At 51.8% G+C, this 18235-nt stretch carries 16 protein-coding genes; all 16 read left to right on the forward strand.

The window, feature by feature from the left end; all coding sequences use genetic code 11:
* Nucleotides 1-98: chorismate mutase (locus tag VF260_12365; protein ID HEX7057972.1), on the forward strand; the 98-nt coding region annotated here is incomplete at its 5' end.
* A gap of 747 nt (nucleotides 99-845) precedes the next feature.
* The gene (gene trpE, locus VF260_12370) at nucleotides 846-2411 is read left to right on the forward strand and encodes an anthranilate synthase component I (GenBank protein ID HEX7057973.1); all 1566 of its coding nucleotides are present in this window, start codon (nucleotides 846-848) and stop codon (nucleotides 2409-2411) included.
* Between the two features lie 35 nt (nucleotides 2412-2446).
* Nucleotides 2447-3490, forward strand: a complete 1044-nt coding sequence (gene trpD / locus VF260_12375) for an anthranilate phosphoribosyltransferase (GenBank protein HEX7057974.1) — start codon at nucleotides 2447-2449, stop codon at nucleotides 3488-3490.
* The gene (trpC, locus tag VF260_12380) at nucleotides 3480-4283 is read left to right on the forward strand and encodes an indole-3-glycerol phosphate synthase TrpC (GenBank protein HEX7057975.1); all 804 of its coding nucleotides are present in this window, start codon (nucleotides 3480-3482) and stop codon (nucleotides 4281-4283) included. Before trpD ends, trpC begins: the two co-directional genes overlap by 11 nt.
* A gap of 2 nt (nucleotides 4284-4285) precedes the next feature.
* Nucleotides 4286-4966 carry a phosphoribosylanthranilate isomerase gene (locus tag VF260_12385; GenBank protein ID HEX7057976.1) on the forward strand — a complete coding sequence of 227 codons (681 nt, stop codon included), beginning with the start codon at nucleotides 4286-4288 and terminating at the stop codon, nucleotides 4964-4966.
* Nucleotides 4947-6143 carry a tryptophan synthase subunit beta gene (gene trpB / locus VF260_12390; protein HEX7057977.1) on the forward strand — a complete coding sequence of 399 codons (1197 nt, stop codon included), beginning with the start codon at nucleotides 4947-4949 and terminating at the stop codon, nucleotides 6141-6143. The genes VF260_12385 and trpB overlap by 20 nt, the downstream gene beginning before the upstream one ends.
* Nucleotides 6140-6961 (forward strand): tryptophan synthase subunit alpha, encoded by an 822-nt coding sequence (trpA, locus tag VF260_12395; GenBank protein ID HEX7057978.1) that lies wholly within the window; start codon nucleotides 6140-6142, stop codon nucleotides 6959-6961. The genes trpB and trpA overlap by 4 nt, the downstream gene beginning before the upstream one ends.
* 114 nt (nucleotides 6962-7075) lie before the next feature.
* Nucleotides 7076-8194 (forward strand): histidinol-phosphate transaminase, encoded by a 1119-nt coding sequence (gene hisC, locus VF260_12400; protein ID HEX7057979.1) that lies wholly within the window; start codon nucleotides 7076-7078, stop codon nucleotides 8192-8194.
* 10 nt (nucleotides 8195-8204) lie between these two features.
* Entirely contained in the window at nucleotides 8205-9293 is a 1089-nt protein-coding gene (locus VF260_12405) for a prephenate dehydrogenase (protein ID HEX7057980.1), read from the forward strand.
* A 22-nt stretch (nucleotides 9294-9315) separates the two neighbouring features.
* Entirely contained in the window at nucleotides 9316-10455 is a 1140-nt protein-coding gene (locus tag VF260_12410; GenBank protein ID HEX7057981.1) for a glycerate kinase, read from the forward strand.
* A gap of 163 nt (nucleotides 10456-10618) precedes the next feature.
* A complete protein-coding gene (locus tag VF260_12415) occupies nucleotides 10619-11590 on the forward strand; it encodes a substrate-binding domain-containing protein (protein ID HEX7057982.1) in 972 nt (323 codons plus the stop codon).
* Entirely contained in the window at nucleotides 11587-13050 is a 1464-nt protein-coding gene (locus VF260_12420) for a sensor histidine kinase (GenBank protein HEX7057983.1), read from the forward strand. Before VF260_12415 ends, VF260_12420 begins: the two co-directional genes overlap by 4 nt.
* On the forward strand, nucleotides 13028-14584 hold the full coding sequence (locus VF260_12425) for a response regulator (protein HEX7057984.1): 1557 nt from the start codon (nucleotides 13028-13030) through the stop codon (nucleotides 14582-14584). Before VF260_12420 ends, VF260_12425 begins: the two co-directional genes overlap by 23 nt.
* A 148-nt stretch (nucleotides 14585-14732) precedes the next feature.
* Entirely contained in the window at nucleotides 14733-16442 is a 1710-nt protein-coding gene (locus tag VF260_12430; protein HEX7057985.1) for a methyl-accepting chemotaxis protein, read from the forward strand.
* A 132-nt stretch (nucleotides 16443-16574) separates the two neighbouring features.
* On the forward strand, nucleotides 16575-17681 hold the full coding sequence (gene xylF / locus VF260_12435) for a D-xylose ABC transporter substrate-binding protein (GenBank protein ID HEX7057986.1): 1107 nt from the start codon (nucleotides 16575-16577) through the stop codon (nucleotides 17679-17681).
* A gap of 85 nt (nucleotides 17682-17766) precedes the next feature.
* Nucleotides 17767-18235, forward strand: a 469-nt coding sequence (locus VF260_12440; GenBank protein ID HEX7057987.1) for an ATP-binding cassette domain-containing protein, incomplete at its 3' end; no start/stop codon positions are given.

Consider the following 18235-nt stretch of genomic DNA (forward strand, 5'->3'; position numbering starts at 1 on the left):
GGCTGATGGTCCATGTGAACACAGACAAACAGCAAAGCGAAATGGTGCATGTATACTTGAACAAAGCGCAATCATTGCGTCCGGATTTGAAACTGTAGGCGATCGCAAACACTCATCACAATCACGCAAAGGCAAACATATGGGATTCGCGGCCGATATATGTGATTTTTCACAAACATTTTTTTGAAAGTCGGTGTTTGCAGATCATGTATGTGATTTTTCACATATATTTGCGTAAAATATGCAAATGCCTGCCAAATATATGTGATTTTTCAAATATATTTGGCAAAACACCGCGTTCCGAGAAAATTGTATGTGATTTTTCATTTATATTTTACCGTAAGTCAGGAAAAGTCAAATTTTTATTGACTTTTCCGGCATTTTTATGCAAACTCGGTTGCACAACGGCTGCCAGCCTATGCGCTATTCCGCCTGCTGCTCCTTGATCCGCCCGCGTGGCCTTTACCGGCAACACGCGCGACCGTTTGTCAAGAGGCCAAGGGCCACGCCCGCGCCATTCAACGCGTTTTCGCACTCCATTACCAAAAGGTGGAGCGTCTGGCAACAAATAGAAATCGCTAGCCAAACTCGCGCGCAAGCGCCCATGATCGCGGCATCTTGACGTAAGCGGCATATGTTGTGTATAGTGTAGTGAAAGGAATCAATCAGCTGATTCCGAAGCAGAGCAGAGTTGAGGAAGAAGAGCCGAGTTGAGCGAGGAAAAAGTGCATAGAAACCGGTCCATTTTTGTTTGCGGCTGGTCTTGTCCTTGCCATATACTCAAAACTTGCGCCTCTACTTTGCGGTAGAGGTTTTTTAATTGGGAAAAAAAGGAGAGATGAGCCATGACCTCACCCAGCCTGCAGGAAGTGATCCGGTTATCCGGGCAGTTCAATCTTGTTCCGATCGTGCGCCGCTTGATGGCCGATACGGAAACGCCGATCCGGATGTTTCAACGGTTTTACGGAGAAAAACGCGCGTTTTTGCTGGAAAGTGTTGAGGGCGGAGCGAAATGGGCCCGATATTCGTTTATCGGCACCGACCCGTTTATGCTGATCAGAGGCAAAAAGGGCAAACTGGCCATCGAAGCGGAAGGAAACACCGTCACCTGCGAGGGCGATCCGATTGGCACGCTGAAAGCTTATTTGCGCTCCTACTCGAGCCCGCCCATTGCCGATTTGCCGCCGTTTACCGGCGGCGCCATCGGATTTTTCGGATACGACCTCCTGCAATATTATGAGAAACTGCCGGCGCACCGTTTTGACGACTTGCAGATGGATGACATCCATTTCATGTTTTGCGACCGGCTGATCGTGTTCGACCATTTGGAGCAGCAGGTCAAAATCGTCGCCAATGTGCATATTCGCCCGCAAGCCACGGACGTTGACATTGCCAGGGAATACGCGGCGGCCTGCCGGAGGATCGAGGAATTGGCGGAGCGCCTGGAGCAGCCGCTGCCGGTTGCGGGGCGGGCAAACCGGTTTTTAACCGCAACCGAGCCGGATGTGGCGGATATCGCTTCCAATGTGACGAAAGAACAATTCATCGACAACGTTGAAAAAGCCAAGGAGTATATCCGCGCCGGCGATATATTCCAGGTCGTGTTGTCGCAGCGGTTTGCAATCCGCACGGATGTTTCGCCGCTCGATGTGTACCGGGTGCTCAGGATCATGAATCCGTCCCCGTATATGTATGTGTTGAAGCTTGACGACGAAGTCATTGTCGGCACATCGCCGGAACCGCTTGTGAAAGTAAACGGCGACCGTGTGGAGACGCGCCCCATTGCCGGAACAAGGCCGCGCGGCAAGACGGCGGAAGAAGATGCGGCGTTGGAGCAAGATTTGCTTGCGGATGAAAAAGAACGCGCCGAGCATGTCATGCTGGTTGACCTGGGGCGCAACGATATCGGGCGCGTCGCCCGGTTCGGAACGGTAAAATGCGATTCGTACATGCAAATCGAACGTTATTCGCATGTGATGCATATCGTTTCCAACGTATCGGGCAAGCTGCGCGGCGACAAAGACTTTTTCGATGCGTTCATATCCTGTCTGCCGGCAGGCACCGTATCCGGCGCGCCGAAACTGCGAGCGATGGAAATCATCGCCGAGCTGGAAAACGAAGCGCGAGGGGCGTATGCGGGAGCAATCGGGTATTTGGGCTTTTCCGGCAATATGGACACCTGCATCACCATCCGGACGATCATTTTCAAGCGCGGCAAAGCGTATGTGCAGGCAGGCGCGGGCATCGTGTTTGATTCGGTGGCGGAAAAGGAATACCAGGAAACGGTAAATAAAGCCAAAGCGCTTTTGAAATCGATCCGCATTGCCGAAGAAATGTTCGGCGGCGTAGAACCGCCGGGCGAAAACGTGATCAACCAGGATTATTTTTTTCCGGCGCAATCCGTGCGCTAAACATGCACCGAACCTAAAAACGGGAGGTTGAAAATATGGAGTCGAAGCGATTGACCATTCAACAGGCGATTGCCAAATTGGTCAAATTCCAGGATTTGACCCGGGATCAAGCGAAAGATATGATGCTGGAAATTATGGAGGGAAATGCGACGCCGGCGCAAATCGGCTGCATCGCCACCGCTCTCATGATGAAAGTGGAGACGATTGACGAAATCGCCGGATTGGCCGAAGCGATGCGCAGCAAGGCCTACCGCGTGGATACGGAGAATTCCTGCTTGCTGGACACTTGCGGCACCGGCGGCGACGGCGCCAAGACGTTTAACATCTCGACCGCATCGGCGATTGTGGCGTCCGCCGCGGGCATCCGCGTCGCCAAACACGGCAACCGCGCCATGTCCAGCAAAAGCGGCAGCGCCGACGTGCTGGAAGCGCTCGGCGTCAACATCGGGTTGACGCATACGCAAGCCGCGGAATGTTTGGCGAAAGTGGGGATTTGCTTCATGTTCGCGCAATATTACCATCAATCGCTTAAATTTGCCGCCGCGCCGCGCCGGGAGCTGGGCGTGCGGACCGTTTTCAATATTCTCGGGCCGCTTACGAATCCGGCGAATGCGGACAGGCAATTGTTGGGCGTGTTCGACCGGACGAAAACGGAAATTGTCGCCAAAGTTTTGCATCAGTTAAAAATCAAACGCGGATTTGTCGTTTCAAGCCACGACGGACTGGATGAAATCAGTATTTCCGCGCCGACGCAAATTACCGAACTGCGAAATGGCGAAATTCGCACGTTTGACATTTCGCCTGCCGAACTGGGGTTAAACAGCTATCCGCTTGCGGCGGTGGCTGGCGGTTCCGCCGCGGAAAACGCGGCGATTATCCGCGGCATTTTCCAAGGCGAGAAAGGCGCGCACCGGGATATCGTTGTCGCCAATTCCGCGGCTTGCCTGTATATCGCGGAAAAGTGCCGGAATTTGCCGGAAGGGGTAAAATTGGCGGAGGAGATTATCGATTCCGGCAAAGCGCTGGCCAAACTGGATGATCTGGTTCATTTTACAGGAGAGATCAGCCATGTTTCTTGACCGCATCGTTGCAACGAAACAGCAGGAAGTGGAACGGCTGAAAGAGCATTTTTCCGTGGCCAAAGCGGAACGGGAAATCGCCGCCCTGCCGGCCTGCCGGGGATTTCGCCGGGCGCTTGTCGCCGAAAAAAATCGCCCGATGGGCCTGATTGCCGAAGTGAAAAAAGCTTCGCCGTCGAAGGGTTTGATTCGCGCCGATTTCGACCCGGCGGCCATTGCCCGCGCGTATGCGCAAGCAAAAGCCGATTGCTTGTCCGTATTGACGGACGAACCATATTTTCAGGGGGCCAACGCATATTTGCAACTGGTTAGAAAAGCGGTCGATCTGCCGATTTTGCGCAAGGACTTCACGATCGACATGCGCCAAATTTACGAAGCCCGGTTGCTCGGAGCGGACGCGGTGCTGTTGATCGTGGCGATATTGACGGATGATCAGCTGCGGGAGTTTCTGGATATCGCCCATGCGCTTGGCCTTGACGCGCTCGTCGAGGTGCACGACCTGCCCGAATTGGAACGCGCGTTAAGCGTGGGAGCCGATTTGGTCGGCATAAACAACCGCGATTTGCGCACCTTCGTCACCGACCTGGCCACGACGGAGCAATTGATCCGGCATATTCCCAAAGATAAGGCGATCATAAGCGAAAGCGGCATTTCCGGTAACGCCGATATCAACCGGCTCCTGCAATTCGGCGTAGACGCCGTGCTGGTGGGCGAACATCTGATGCGGCAGGATGATATCGAACTGGCGGTGCATGAATTGATGGACGCGAAGGCGGCAAAAGGAGCGGAATGAGCATGGCGCGGACGACGGTCAAAATATGCGGGCTGCGCACGCGGGAAATCGTGCAAAGCGTTTGCGCGCTATCCGTTGACCAGATTGGTTTCGTGTTCGCCAAAAGCCGGCGCCAGGTGAGCCCGGAGCTTGTCCGGGAGCTGCTAGCTATGGCAAGGGAAAACGTCTGTCCCCCGCAAGCGTTCGGTGTTTTTGTCAACCCGGGGCTTGCCGATCTTGCGCATGTGCTTTCCATCGCCCCGCTTCATGCGGTACAATTACACGGTACGGAATCGCCGGAATTTTGCCGCGAAGTGCGGAATCGTTTTGGCGTGAAAACTTATAAAGTGTTTTCCGTAAAGAACGCGGAGAAAGGCAAAAACGCGGCGGACCGAATGCTTCCCTATCAAGGCGTAATCGACGGAGCGTTCATCGATACGTACGATCCCGTCATAGGCGGGGGCACCGGCAAGGCGTTTGGCTGGGATATAATTCCGGATTATTTGCGGGTCGCGGAAAAAATCGGCGTTCCGCTGATCATCGCCGGCGGCCTGACGGCGGAAAATGTTGGCCGATTGCTTTCCCAATATGATATTCATGGCGTCGATGTTTCGAGCGGCGTCGAAACGGATGGAGAAAAGGATGGCGCAAAGATTCGGCAATTCGTAGAGAGGGTGAGAAATCATGACGCAAGTTCCGGATGAGCACGGCAGATTCGGCAAATTTGGCGGCAGGTACGTGCCGGAAACGTTGATGAACGCGCTGCTTGAATTGGAAGAAGCATATAAGCGCTATACGAAAGACGAGAGCTTTCAACGCGAAGCGGCAGAATTGCTCAAGCAATATTCCGGGCGACCGACTCCGCTTTATTTCGCTGAGCGGCTGACGCGAAAGTTGGGCGGCGCGAAAATTTATTTGAAGCGCGAAGATTTGAACCATACCGGCGCGCATAAAATCAATAACGCGATCGGACAGGCTTTGCTCGCCAAACGCATGGGCAAAAAAAAGGTGATCGCCGAAACGGGCGCCGGGCAGCATGGCGTGGCGACGGCGACGGTCGCCGCATTAATGGGCTTCGAATGCAAAGTATTTATGGGTGAGGAAGATACGAAACGCCAACGGTTGAATGTATTCCGGATGAATTTGCTGGGCAGCGAGGTCATTCCGGTTACTTCCGGCACCAGAACGCTCAAGGATGCCTGCAACGAGGCGCTGCGCTATTGGGTAAGCCATGTGGACGATACCTACTATATTTTCGGTTCGGCAGCCGGCCCGCATCCGTATCCGGTAATGGTCCGGGATTTTCAGCGCATTATCGGCGACGAGGCGCGCGCGCAAATTTTGGCGGCGGAGGGCAAACTGCCGACTGCGGTTGTCGCTTGTGTCGGCGGCGGCAGCAATGCGATCGGGGCTTTTTATCCGTTTATCCACGATCAAGGGGTCAGATTGATCGGCGTGGAGGCAGCGGGCGAAGGCATTGATACGAACCGGCATGCCGCAACGATGACAAAAGGCAGCCCGGGCGTTTTCCAGGGATCCTACAGCTATTTGCTGCAAGACGAATACGGGCAAGTGCTGCCCGCGCATTCCATCTCCGCAGGGCTTGATTACCCCGGCATCGGGCCGGAGCACGCTTATTTGCGGGACACGCAGCGTGCGGAATACGTTCCCGCCACGGATCAGGAAGCGCTGGCCGCGCTGCGGGAGCTTTCCCGCACCGAAGGCATCATACCGGCGCTCGAAAGCGCGCATGCGATTGCGCATGTGTTGAAGCTCGCGCCGCAGCTTGGCAAGGACGACTTGATCGTCGTCAGCTTATCGGGCCGCGGCGATAAAGACGTCGCCTCGATTATGGAATATGCGGGAGGGGCGGCACAATGACGAAACCGGACGGCAATGCGATTGACGCTGCCTTTTCCCGTTTGCAAAAAGAAAACCGCACCGCGCTCATTCCGTTTTTGACGGTCGGCGATCCCGATCTGGCAACCACGGTGGACATCATCAAACAATTGGAACTGGCGGGCGCCGATATGCTTGAATTGGGCGTGCCGTATTCCGATCCGTTAGCAGACGGACCCGTGATTCAGCGGGCGTCGCAAAGGGCGCTAGCGCAACATGTTACGATCATCGACTGCCTGCGCACGGCGGGCGCGGCAAGAGCGGCGGGCGTCAACATCCCGTTTATCCTGTTTTCCTATTACAATCCCGTTCTGCAGCTTGGTTTTGCGCGCCTTTTCCGGTATGCCGCGGAAAACGGCATAAGCGGCTTTATCATCCCCGATTTGCCGCCGGAAGAAGCCGGCGAAATGCGGCGCAAAGCAAAGGAGCACGGCATGCATTTGATTCCGCTTGTCGCGCCGACCTCCAAAGACCGCGTGCAAAACATTGCCGCCAACGCTTCCGGATTCGTATATTGCGTTTCCTCGCTTGGCGTAACCGGCATGCGCTCGACGTTTGCCGCGGACATCGAGGAATTTATCGGCACGGTAAAAAGCGCCGCCCTGGCTCCGGTCGCCATCGGTTTCGGCATTTCAACCAACGAGCATTTCCGCCGGTTTGCGGGCATTTGCGACGGCGTGATCGTCGGCAGCGCGATTGTGCGCAAAATCGAAGAAGTGTTGCCGCTTTTATCATCCGCGGAAACAAGAGCGGCGGGCCTGCGGCAAATCGGCGAATTCGTCGCCGGGTTGAAGGCGTGAAGCGCGTCATGGTTTTGGACGAGAAATACAAATATTCACCGGACTTTTGGTTTTTATGGTATGATATTTTGTAAAACGGCCGGATCGTTGCCCGGCTATTCGAGGTGAACGGCAGTGGAGAATTGCAAGCGTCATATTTTGCAGCTACCCGTATACAAGCCGGGGAAACCGATGGAAGAAGTGAAAAGGGAACTTGGGCTTAACGAAGTCATCAAACTGGCTTCCAATGAAAACCCGTACGGCTGTTCGGCAAAAGCGAAAGAGGCGATTGCCGGCATGCTTGACGAAACTCATTTGTATCCGGACGGCGGCAGTACCGAACTGACGGCGGCGATTGCGGCGGCGCTTCACGTAAAGCCCGAGCAGATTATTTTTGGCGCAGGCTCCGACGATGTCATCATGATGATCGCGCGCGCCTATTTCCTGCCGGGGGATGAAACGATCATGGCGTCGCACACGTTCCCGCAATACAAGCACAACGCCCTGGTTGAAGGGGCGGTTTGCATCGAGGTTCCGTTGGTTGACGGCAAGCATGACTTGAACGGCATGCTGGCGAAAGTAACGGACAAAACCAAAATTGTCTGGATATGCAACCCGAACAATCCGACAGGCACCATGACCACAGGCAAAGAAATCGAAGATTTTATGTCGCGTGTTCCGCAAAATGTTCTGGTTGTTCTTGACGAAGCTTACGCCGAATATGTGGACGATCCGTCGTTTCCCGATTCGCTCGCGCTGATGAAACGATATCCAAATATTATCCTGTTGAAAACTTTTTCGAAAATCTACGGTTTAGCCTCGTTGCGCATCGGCTACGGCATCGGCCACCCCGATGTGATTCGTGTTGTCAATCAGGTGCGGGAGCCGTTTAATACGACGCGTTATGCGCAAAAAGCCGCCCTTGCGGCATTTGCCGACCAGGAATTTGTGGCCGAATGCAAACAAAAGAATTTGCGGGAAATGAAGTTTTTAAACGCGGAATTTGCCCGCCTGGGTTTGCCGACCTTTCCGGCATACGGCAATTTCATTATGGTTGAAACGTTTCGCTCCGCGGAGCTTGTGTTCAACGCATTGCTGCGCAAAGGAATCATCGTGCGCGGCGGACATCATCTGGACTTCCCGACAAAATTAAGGGTGACGGTCGGCACGCACGAGCAAAACGTCAAATTTATCCGCGCGCTCGAAGCGGCATTGGCGGAAGTAGCCGCGCTTGCCGAAGCGGCGGCTAAATGAGCGGTGATCTATGAGAATAGCCATTTTCGGTGTCGGATTGATCGGCGGCTCCCTCGCCCTTTGCTTTAAAAACAAGCCGGGTTTGCATGTGGTCGGCCACTCGCCCCGGCAGTCTTCCGTGGAAAAAATGCTGAAGCGGGAAGTCGTGGATGAGGCGACAACGTCTTTCGAAGCGGCGGCGGTCGCTGCCGACGTGATTTTTCTCTGCGTGCCGGTAGGCAATCTGGAAGATTATTTGGTCCGGCTCAACCGGCTTCCGCTAAAAGAAGGATGCATTATCACGGATGTCGGCAGCACGAAACAGGCCATCATGGCGTGCGCGCAAACATGCCTGCGTCCCGGCGTCCGGTTTATCGGCGGGCATCCGATGGCCGGCAAGGAAAAATCCGGCATTGAAGCGGCGAGCTCTTATTTGTTTGAGAACGCTTATTACGTGTTAACGCCGGGCGATTCTGCGGATGAAGCGGCTTACGGCAAGCTTGTGGAGTTGCTTGCGCTTACGAAGGCGCAAATCGTGCGCATGAATGCCGACATGCATGACAGCATAGTCGGTGCAATCAGCCATTTGCCGCATATTATCGCCGTCGCGCTGGTCAATTTGGTTGCCGGGCATGACCGGCGGAACCATTTGTACAGCACGCTCGCGGCCGGAGGATTTCGCGATTTGACCCGCATCGCATCCAGCGATCCGATTATTTGGCGCGATATTTTGGCAAGCAATCGCGATGTGGTGCTAAAGCTGCTCCACGAATGGAATGATGAAATAAACCGCTTTATGAAGCTGATCGAGGAAAATGACGGAGCGGGGATCGAGCGCGAATTTGTCGCGGCGAACCGGTTCCGCAGCGAACTCCCGGAGCGCCGCAAGGGCGTTCTTACCGCCATGTTCGATATTTATGTGGAAGTCCCCGACCAACCGGGCATCATCGGGAAAATTGCGTCGCATTTGGGCGATCACAAAATCAATTTAAGCAATATCCAGATTATGGAGAGTCGCCTGGATGTGCCCGGCGCATTGCGCCTGACGTTCCGCGAAGAGGAAGATATGGCAAAAGCGGCGGAGCTGATCAAACAAATGGGCTGCAATGTGCATTACTAAGCGGATGATGAAGGATCAAGCGATGAAAATAATCGTTGCCCCCGATTCGTATAAAGGTTGTTTGACGGCGTTTGAAGTGGCGGATGCGATGGAAGCGGGAATCCGCGATGCGCAAAGCGATGCGATCATTTGGAAAATTCCGCTGGCGGATGGCGGCGAAGGAACCGTGGAAGCGGTATTGCGGGCTGTCGGCGGACAAAAAGTGGAATTAACGGTAACCGGTCCGCTCGGATTGCCGCAACGTTCTTTCTATGGCATTTTACCGGATCGGACAACCGCCGTCATTGAAATGGCTGCCGCCGCCGGTTTGCCGCTGGTGCCCGCGCGGCAATTGAATCCGCTTGTCGCCACGACTTACGGCGTCGGCGAGTTAATCCGCGACGCTATCAAGCGGGGCTGCCGCAAGCTGATCATCGGTTTGGGCGGCAGCGCGACCAATGACGGCGGCGCAGGGATGGCCGCGGCGCTCGGCGCCCGTTTGCTCGACGCTGCGGGCAAGCCGCTGCCATTTGGCGGCGGCGCGTTAGGCGAATTGCGCCGCATTGAGACGGATGCGATGCTGCCGGAAATTCGCGAATGCGAATTCATTGCCGCAAGCGACGTAACAAATCCGTTATGCGGCGAATACGGCGCTTCGGCTGTTTTTGCGCCGCAAAAAGGCGCAACGAAGGAAATGGCGGCGCTATTGGACCGCAATCTGGCGCATTATGCCGCCGTCATCAAACGCGATTTGGCCAAAGATATCGCGGAAGTTAGCGGAGCCGGTGCCGCCGGAGGGCTTGGCGCCGGGTTGCTGGCGTTTTTATCGGCCAAAATTGCAAGCGGGTTGGATATCCTGCTCGGATTGACCAGGTTTGCGGAAAAAGTTGCCATGGCCGATATCGTTTTTACCGGCGAAGGCAAGACGGATCGGCAGACCGTTTTCGGCAAAGCGCCTGTTGGCATTGCCGCCGCCGCGAAGAAGTTCGGAAAACCGGTAGTTTGCCTTTCGGGGAGCGTCGGCGCCGACGTGAAATTGTTGCATGAACGCGGGGTGGATGTCGTAATCTCCGTTACGCCCGCGCCGATACCTTTGGAACAGGCGATTGCTGCGGCAAAACAAAATATACGCCAAACCGCCGCGCAAATTATGCGGGCCATTCTGCTGGGAAAATCGCTTTGATTTTTTTATTGACATAATGAAAGCGTATACAATATAATAAAGATACAGTATGGTTTCTCTCCACTCCTATCCGAAAATGTGCACGCAATCGTGCAACCACCCATGGGTGGTTTTTTTTTTAAATTCCCAATTGGTCGCAACAATTGGCGGGAAAGGACAAGACATGAATAAAATTGCCATTTGGCTATTGGCGGCATGTTGCGCGATCACCTTCTTTTTTTCGGCGTATTACTCCTTTAAAGTGCTGCGACAACCGGCTTCCATTGCGGAAACTCCGCAAACAGAAGATGTAGATTGGGCAAGAATCGCACTGATTTCGACGGAAATCAACAGTTCCCGCTGGAAACAGGTATTGGCAGGCAGCCAGGCGGTCGCCCAAAAATACAATATGGAAATTGAGTCGCTGGGAACAAATCGCCCCAATTCCGACGAGTTGTTAAAAAGCATGGATATGGCCGTGGCGGCAAAAGTTGACGGCATCATTGTGCAGGGGCTGGATTCGCCGCAATTCAACCAAAGGGTTTCCCATGCCCTGGAAAAAGGGATACCGGTGTTTACCGTGATCACGGATGCGCCGTCCAGCCTGCGGCGAACCTTTGTGGGGCCGGATGCCTTGAATGAAGGTCATATTATCGGCAACTATATTCGCGAACATTTGCATGGCAAACGGGTTGTCGGTGTTGTGGCCGGCCATCAGCTGACCAGTTCGCAAATAGGGCGGCAAAAAGGCTTGACGGACGAGCTTGCGCAGGATTCCAAAATCGCGATTTATGAGGCAATACCCGCGGAAAGCGAGATCGACGCCGCCAAACAAGAAACGATCAATCTTTTGAACAAGCACCCCGATGTGCAAGTTATTGTCGGATTGACATCCGAGGCGGGAGTAGGCATTCAAAAGGCGATAGTCGACAGGGCGCAAACAGGCTCTTTTTCCATCTATACGTTCGACGATTCTCCGGATATTTTGCAGCTTGTCGAAGACGGCGTTATTCAGGCGACGCTTGTTCATCAGCCGGAAAAAATCGGACAAACAGCTTTGGAACTGATGCACCGTTGGCTGAATAACATTGATCTTCCCTTAAATAATCATTATTTTATCCCGATAAAATCCATTAAGGAAAAGGGCGGCCAATGAACACAATTCAAAAGAAAATTTTATGGTTATCATTGAGCGTCTGGCTTATCATGGCGGGAATCTGGCTATTCATGAGTTTCAACAACCGGAAATCGATCGAGAATTACAATCATATTCTGCATCGCTATTTATTGATGAATCAAATCCCGCAACTTAGCCAGCAAACGATGGATGAGCTGAATCTTTACCTTGAGAATCCGAATGCGGCGGCGGAAAGCAATCTGAAGTTCGCGAGGGACCAGTTGCGCTCTTTTAAGGAGCGGTTGGTGTCGCTGCGCAACAACTCCAACCGGTTGACTTTGACCGATTACCAAAACATGATCGACAGCCAAATTGCCGAGGTGGATCTGGCTATTGTTTCATTCAAGGGGGGGCGTCTGGATGAAGTATCCGATCATTACGACGAGGCGCTCATGATCTCCGATTTTATCGCGAATACGACATTAACCCTGCTGAATGAGGAATTGATGACCTATAACCATTTCTATCGCGCCATGATTGAAAAAAGCAACGATTTGAATAAAATGGGGCTATGGACGTTGGCTTTTGCCAGCTTTTTGCTGCTGTTGTTGTCCTATCGCATTTCCCGCAAAATTACCCGCCCGATTTTGGCGCTTACACAGGCAGCAAGAGAATTGTCGCGCGGAAACTTTGACAACGACATCGAAATTAACAGCAAGGATGAGATTGCTTTTCTGGCCAGAACATTCAATCGGATGCGCATCAATATTCACAATCTGATCGCCGAAATTCGCGCGAAGGCGCAAATTGAGCGGGATCTGCAGGAATACAAATTGCTTTTGAAAGAAAGCGAATTGAAGAGCTTGCAAAGCCAAATCAATCCGCACTTTTTGTTCAACACATTAAATACAATATCCAAGAAGGCATATTTGCAAGGCGCGCAAGAAACAAGCGTCCTGATCAATTCGGTTTCCGCCCTGTTGCGCTATAACTTGAGCAGGTTGGACCGATCTGTAACGATTAGGGACGAACTCGGCTGTTTGAAGGAATATCTTACGATTCAGAAGGAGAGATTTACCGACCGAATCCAATACACGATTGAAGCGGATGAAAGTTGCCTGGATTTCCAATTGCCCAGCCTTACTTTGCAACCATTTGTGGAAAATGCCTTCATCCACGGCCTGGAGCCGCTGGAATCGCAAGGAATGCTGGATATACGAATTAAAGATCACTCCGACTTTGTCACGATTGCGGTTCGGGATAACGGCCTGGGCATGAGCGAGGAAAAAATAAAGGCGATTCAGCAAGGCGATCCCACGGAAAAATACAGAGGGCACTCGACCGGAATCGGCATCCATAACGTGATCAGGCGGCTCAGGCTGTTTTATGACACTCAAGACGTAGTGGATATTGCCAGCGCGGTTGGGCAAGGAACCTGCATTACATTGCGTTTGCCGAAGACTAGGAGGGAACAAGGTGAAAATATTGATCGCGGATGATGAGGAACTGGAGAGGGTTTCCATGAAAAAAATCATTCTCGACTCGTTTGCGGATGCGGAGATTGTCGGGTTGGCGGAAAATGGCCGCAAGGCAATCCAGTACGCGGCGGAAACCAAACCGGATCTGATTTTGATGGATATCAGAATGCCGGGCATTGACGGTTTGGAAGCGGTAAGCGCAATCCAGCAATCATGTCCCGAGGTCAAATTTATTATCGTCTCGGCATTCGATCAATTTGAATATGCCAGAACGGCCTTGCGGTTGGGCGTAAACGATTATTTGCTGAAACCGAGCAGCATAGAGGAAATTGTTGGCACATTGACCAAAGTGATGGCGCAAATCAAAAAAGAAAGGATGGCCAAAAAAGCGACAATCACCCAGCAATTACAGTTGCAAAAGCTGTTGCCGATTGTGGAAACCGATCTGGTGGCGCAATTGCTATACGATCAGGTGCATGAGATGCATGTGGTTGAAATGATGCAGCTGATCGGCGCCGATTGGAAGAGCGAACTGGTGGTTATCGTGTTGTTTGTCGCCGCCAAACAAAATCATGTTGACAAAAGTGTCGCAAATGAAATGTATTGCGCCATGAAAAACTTGCTGCACAACAAAACCAAGGGCTGGGTCGGGGCTATGTCGGGAAGCCAGATACCCGCGATCATTTTTTTGGAAAAGGAAAAATCGTTCCGTTCGCAAATTTCTGTCTTGATTCGGGACATGTTGTCAGCAGCCCGGCAATATCCGCAGTATGAATTTTTTATCGGGATCGGCGACAAATGCCAATCGATTGACCAGGTGGCGAAATCTTATCACGAAGCGTTGCTGTCTGCCATCGATCGTTCTTTGCCCGCACGGCATTTGTTTTTTGCCGATTTGCAGGTGAATTCGGCGCAATTGCGCCAAATCGCGCTGGAGCTTAAGAAAAAGGCGATCGACTATGTCAGATTGGGAGATTGGCAATCGGTTCATCAGGCGTTGCGCCAATTACTGGAGCATTTTGAAAAGACGGGCGTCAACCTGGTTGAAGCCCAGCAAAGGTTGCTGGAAGCGCTGCTCATGATTTTCCGGCTGCTTCATGACCTGGGCTTTGAAGTGGAAATGCCGCTTTTGTCCTATCAGGCGCAAAACTATCAGCAATTATCGGCGGAATTGCAGGGAATTATCGCGAAACTGACAAGCGCGACCGATGCTTTAAAAAACCGGGTGGAGCCGGACGTTACGCAGCAAATCAAGCGGTTTATTATCGAACACGCGGATCGGGATGTTTCGTTGGAAGCGATTGCGGAACGGTTTGGCTTAAGCCCTTTTTACATAAGCAAGATATTCAAAGAGCAAATCGGCATCAATTATATCGATTTTCTGACCGAATCGCGAATCGAAAAGGCAAAAAATCTGCTTGCGAACTCCGAATTGAGTTTAAAAGAAATTACTTATCAGATCGGGTATAACGACCCGAATTATTTCAGCAGGGTATTTAAAAAAGTTTGCGGCGTCTCGCCTACCGAATATCGAAAAATGTCATTGCGCAGATGAAGAAATACCAAAATAGCCCGCTTGATCGTAAAAAAATACAGATGATAGCAGAAAATGAAAGCTGCTTCATCTGTTTTTTTATTTCCGCAGTGTTATCATCTTTTTTGAAAGCACTTACATAAATCAAACCATAGGGGGGGATTGCCCGATGAGGCTGAAGTGGACCGTTTCCACCCGGTTAATAGCCGGCTTTGGCGTGCTTTGTTTGTTTTTGCTGGGCATAGGCGTATTCTCGTTAAACACCATGCATGGGGTCAACTTGCAAACGCAAATGATAACCGAAAACTGGATGCCGAGCGTTTCCAACGCGTATCGGATCAAGCTTGGCGTCACGGAATTCCGCACGCTGGAAGGCGAAATCATCAAAAATCCGCGGGACGATTCCATAGAGAAAAGCATGCTTGCGCTAAACGAAGAGTTGAAGAAAAATGTCGATGAGTATGTGCAAAAGTCGAAATCCTCGGAAGGCAAGCAATTGGCGAAAAATTTCGGCATGGATTTCGCCGCTTATCAAAAAACACATAACGATCTGGTGAATTTGGCGAAATCGGGAGAAACTTCCGGCGCCCAATTGTTGTATGACGACACGACGGCGCGATTTTTTGCCGGAATCAATCAAAGCCTGGATAAATTGATTGCGATCAGTGAGCAGGAAGCAAGCAGAGCGGCGGAGCAAAACCAGTCCGATTATGCGCGCGGCAACCGGATTATCGTGATGGCGATGGTCCTTGTTTTGCTCTTTTCCATTCTGTTATCGTATTGGACAAGCCGTTCAATCATCAGGCCGATCCGTAAAATAAACGAAATTTTGCGGGATTTGGCGGAAGCCAAAGGCGATTTGCAACGTCGTGTAATCTTGCAGACAGGAGACGAGATTCAGGCGGTGGCCGATAATGTGAATAACGTGCTGGATACAATCGAGAAAATGGTTGTCAAGATTCGCGCGTCCGCAGTCGATTTTACGCAATCGACATGCAAAATTAAAGACAATTGCATTCAGCTGTCCTGCGCTACGGAGGAAATAACCAATGCGATTGCCGATATTAGCGACAAAGCGATCGTGCAATCCGAGAAAACCGAAACGACAAGACAAATGATCGAAACATACGCGCAAAATCTGGACCGGATGACGGAGTATGCAAAGCAGACATTCCAATTGGCCAATCTGGCGAACAGTAAAATCAAGAACGGGAATATGCAGATTGCCGCAATCCTTGAGCAGATGCAAAACATCGGGGAACAAAATCAGGTAACGAATGAAACGCTCAACCATCTGCAAAAGTCTCTTGAAAAAATTGAGGAAATCAATAAAGTCATCAAGAAAATTTCCGAAAAGACGAATATTTTGGCGTTAAACGCCGGAATCGAAGCGGCCCGCGCCGGAACATTCGGGAAGGGGTTTGCCGTTGTCGCGAATGAAGTTCGCAAACTGTCGAACGATACCAAGGAATCCTCGCAGCATATCGTCAACTTGCTGGCAGAAATCCAAACGGGCGTGCAGCAAGTGAACGCGCAATCGTCGGTGAACACGAATAACATTATGAAAGGACGGGAACAAATTGAGCTCATGTTGGCAACATTTGATGAAATTCATCATGACAATCAGACTGTGATGGATAACGGCGAGAAAACGAAAGAAGCGGCGGAAAAGATGATGAGCACGGTAAACGAGGTAGTGGAGGTGTTTGCGTCGATCAATGTCCTCACCGGCGAACAATCAGGAGCAAGCCAGCAAGTTTCCGCGTCGGCCGAAGAACAGTTGGGCAATACGCATGTGATTTTGGGCCTGGCCAGCGATTTGGCGAACAAAGCCGATCAGTTGAACAAACTGGTGGAACAATTTCGCGTGGGAGGATAAACCCGGCGTAAAAAAATGCAGATCATCACAAAAGAGTGCAGAAATCCGCCGGTCAATACCGTCCCTGCGCTTGTTATAGTTGAAATGTAAGCAGTTACAAAAAATCAAAAAAAGAAGGGTGAGGTTGAAAGGATGAAAAGCTGGTTGCAAAAGTGCGGGGTCATTGCACTCATGTTAGCCTTCGTTTTGTCGATGGCAGCCTGTTCGACAGGCGGGAAAACGACAGCGAACAATGATGAGGGCGCGAATGCCAAAACGGAAGAAAGCGCGAATTCCGGCGATGTGGCCAAGAAAGACGACAAGATTGTAATCGGTTTCTCGATGGATACGCTGGAAGAAGAGCGTTGGCAAAAAGACCGCGACCTGTTTGTGGCGGCGGCGGAAAAGCTGGGCGCGGAAGTAAACGTGCAATCCGCCAACAGCGATGACGCAAAACAAATTTCGCAAGCGGAAAACTTGATCAGCCAGGGCGTAGACGTGCTTGTCGTCGTTCCGCATAACGCGGAAGCGTCGGCCGCGATCGTGGAAAAAGCCCATGCGGCCGGAATCAAAGTGCTGTCTTACGATCGCTTGATCAAAAATTCCGATGTGGACCTGTACGTTTCCTTCGATAATGAGAAAGTCGGCCGTATGCAGGCCGAAGCCATCACCAAACTGGCTCCGAAAGGCAACTATGTATACATCGGCGGCGACGACGGCGACAACAACGCCCACCTGTTCAAGAAAGGCGCGTTCGAGGTTTTGCAGCCGCTGATTGATAAAGGCGACATTAAAGTTGTCTACGATCAATGGACGAAAGAATGGAATCCGGCCAACGCGCTGGCCAATATGGAAAACGCCCTGACCGCCAACAATAACGACATTGCGGCTGTTGTCGCCGCTAACGACGGCACCGCGGGCGGAGTGATCCAGGCTCTTGCGGCGCAAAATCTCGCCGGAAAAATTCCGGTATCCGGGCAAGATGCGGAATTGGCGGCATGCCAACGCATTGTTGAAGGAACGCAAACGATGACGGTGTACAAACCGATCAAGGCTATTGCCGAAAAATCGGCGGAATTGGCTGTGAAATTGGCAAAAGGCGAAGATGTGGAAGCCAACCAGACAGTAAACAACGGAAAAATCGACGTACCGTCCGTCTTGCTTGAACCGATCTCCGTCGATAAAAACAATATGGACGCAACCATCATCGCTGACGGTTTCCACGCGAAAGAAGAAGTTTACAAGAACGTAAAAAAATAATGCACTAAAAAATGACGCGCTGATCGAAGGGAAGTGGGGGATCCGTTTCGCCTGCTTCCCTTACAATTTGAGGAGAGAGGAAACGATGACCATTGCCCTGGAAATGAGGAACATTACAAAAGAGTTTCCCGGCGTGAAAGCCCTCGACAACGTCACCTTCAAGGTGAAAAAAGGGGAAGTGCACGCGCTCTGCGGTGAAAACGGCGCGGGGAAATCCACGCTGATGAAAGTATTGAGCGGGCTTTATCCTTATGGCACGTACGAGGGGCAAATTCTCGTCGGCAATGAAGAAAAGCGCTTCTCGGGCATCAGCGATGCGGAGCGCGCCGGGATTGCCATTATTTATCAGGAGTTGGCGCTCGTCAAATATTTGTCGATTGCCGAAAACCTGTTTCTGGGCAACGAACCGGCCAAGGCGGGCATTATCAACTGGGATTTCGTCTACAAGGAATCGGAGAAATGGCTGGCACAGGTTGGTCTTTCCGGCGTAAGTCCCGATTTGATCACAGGAACATTGGGTATCGGCAAACAGCAGCAAATCGAAATCGCCAAGG

The organism is Bacilli bacterium, assembly GCA_036381315.1.
Lineage (GTDB): Bacteria > Bacillota > Bacilli > Paenibacillales > KCTC-25726 > DASVDB01.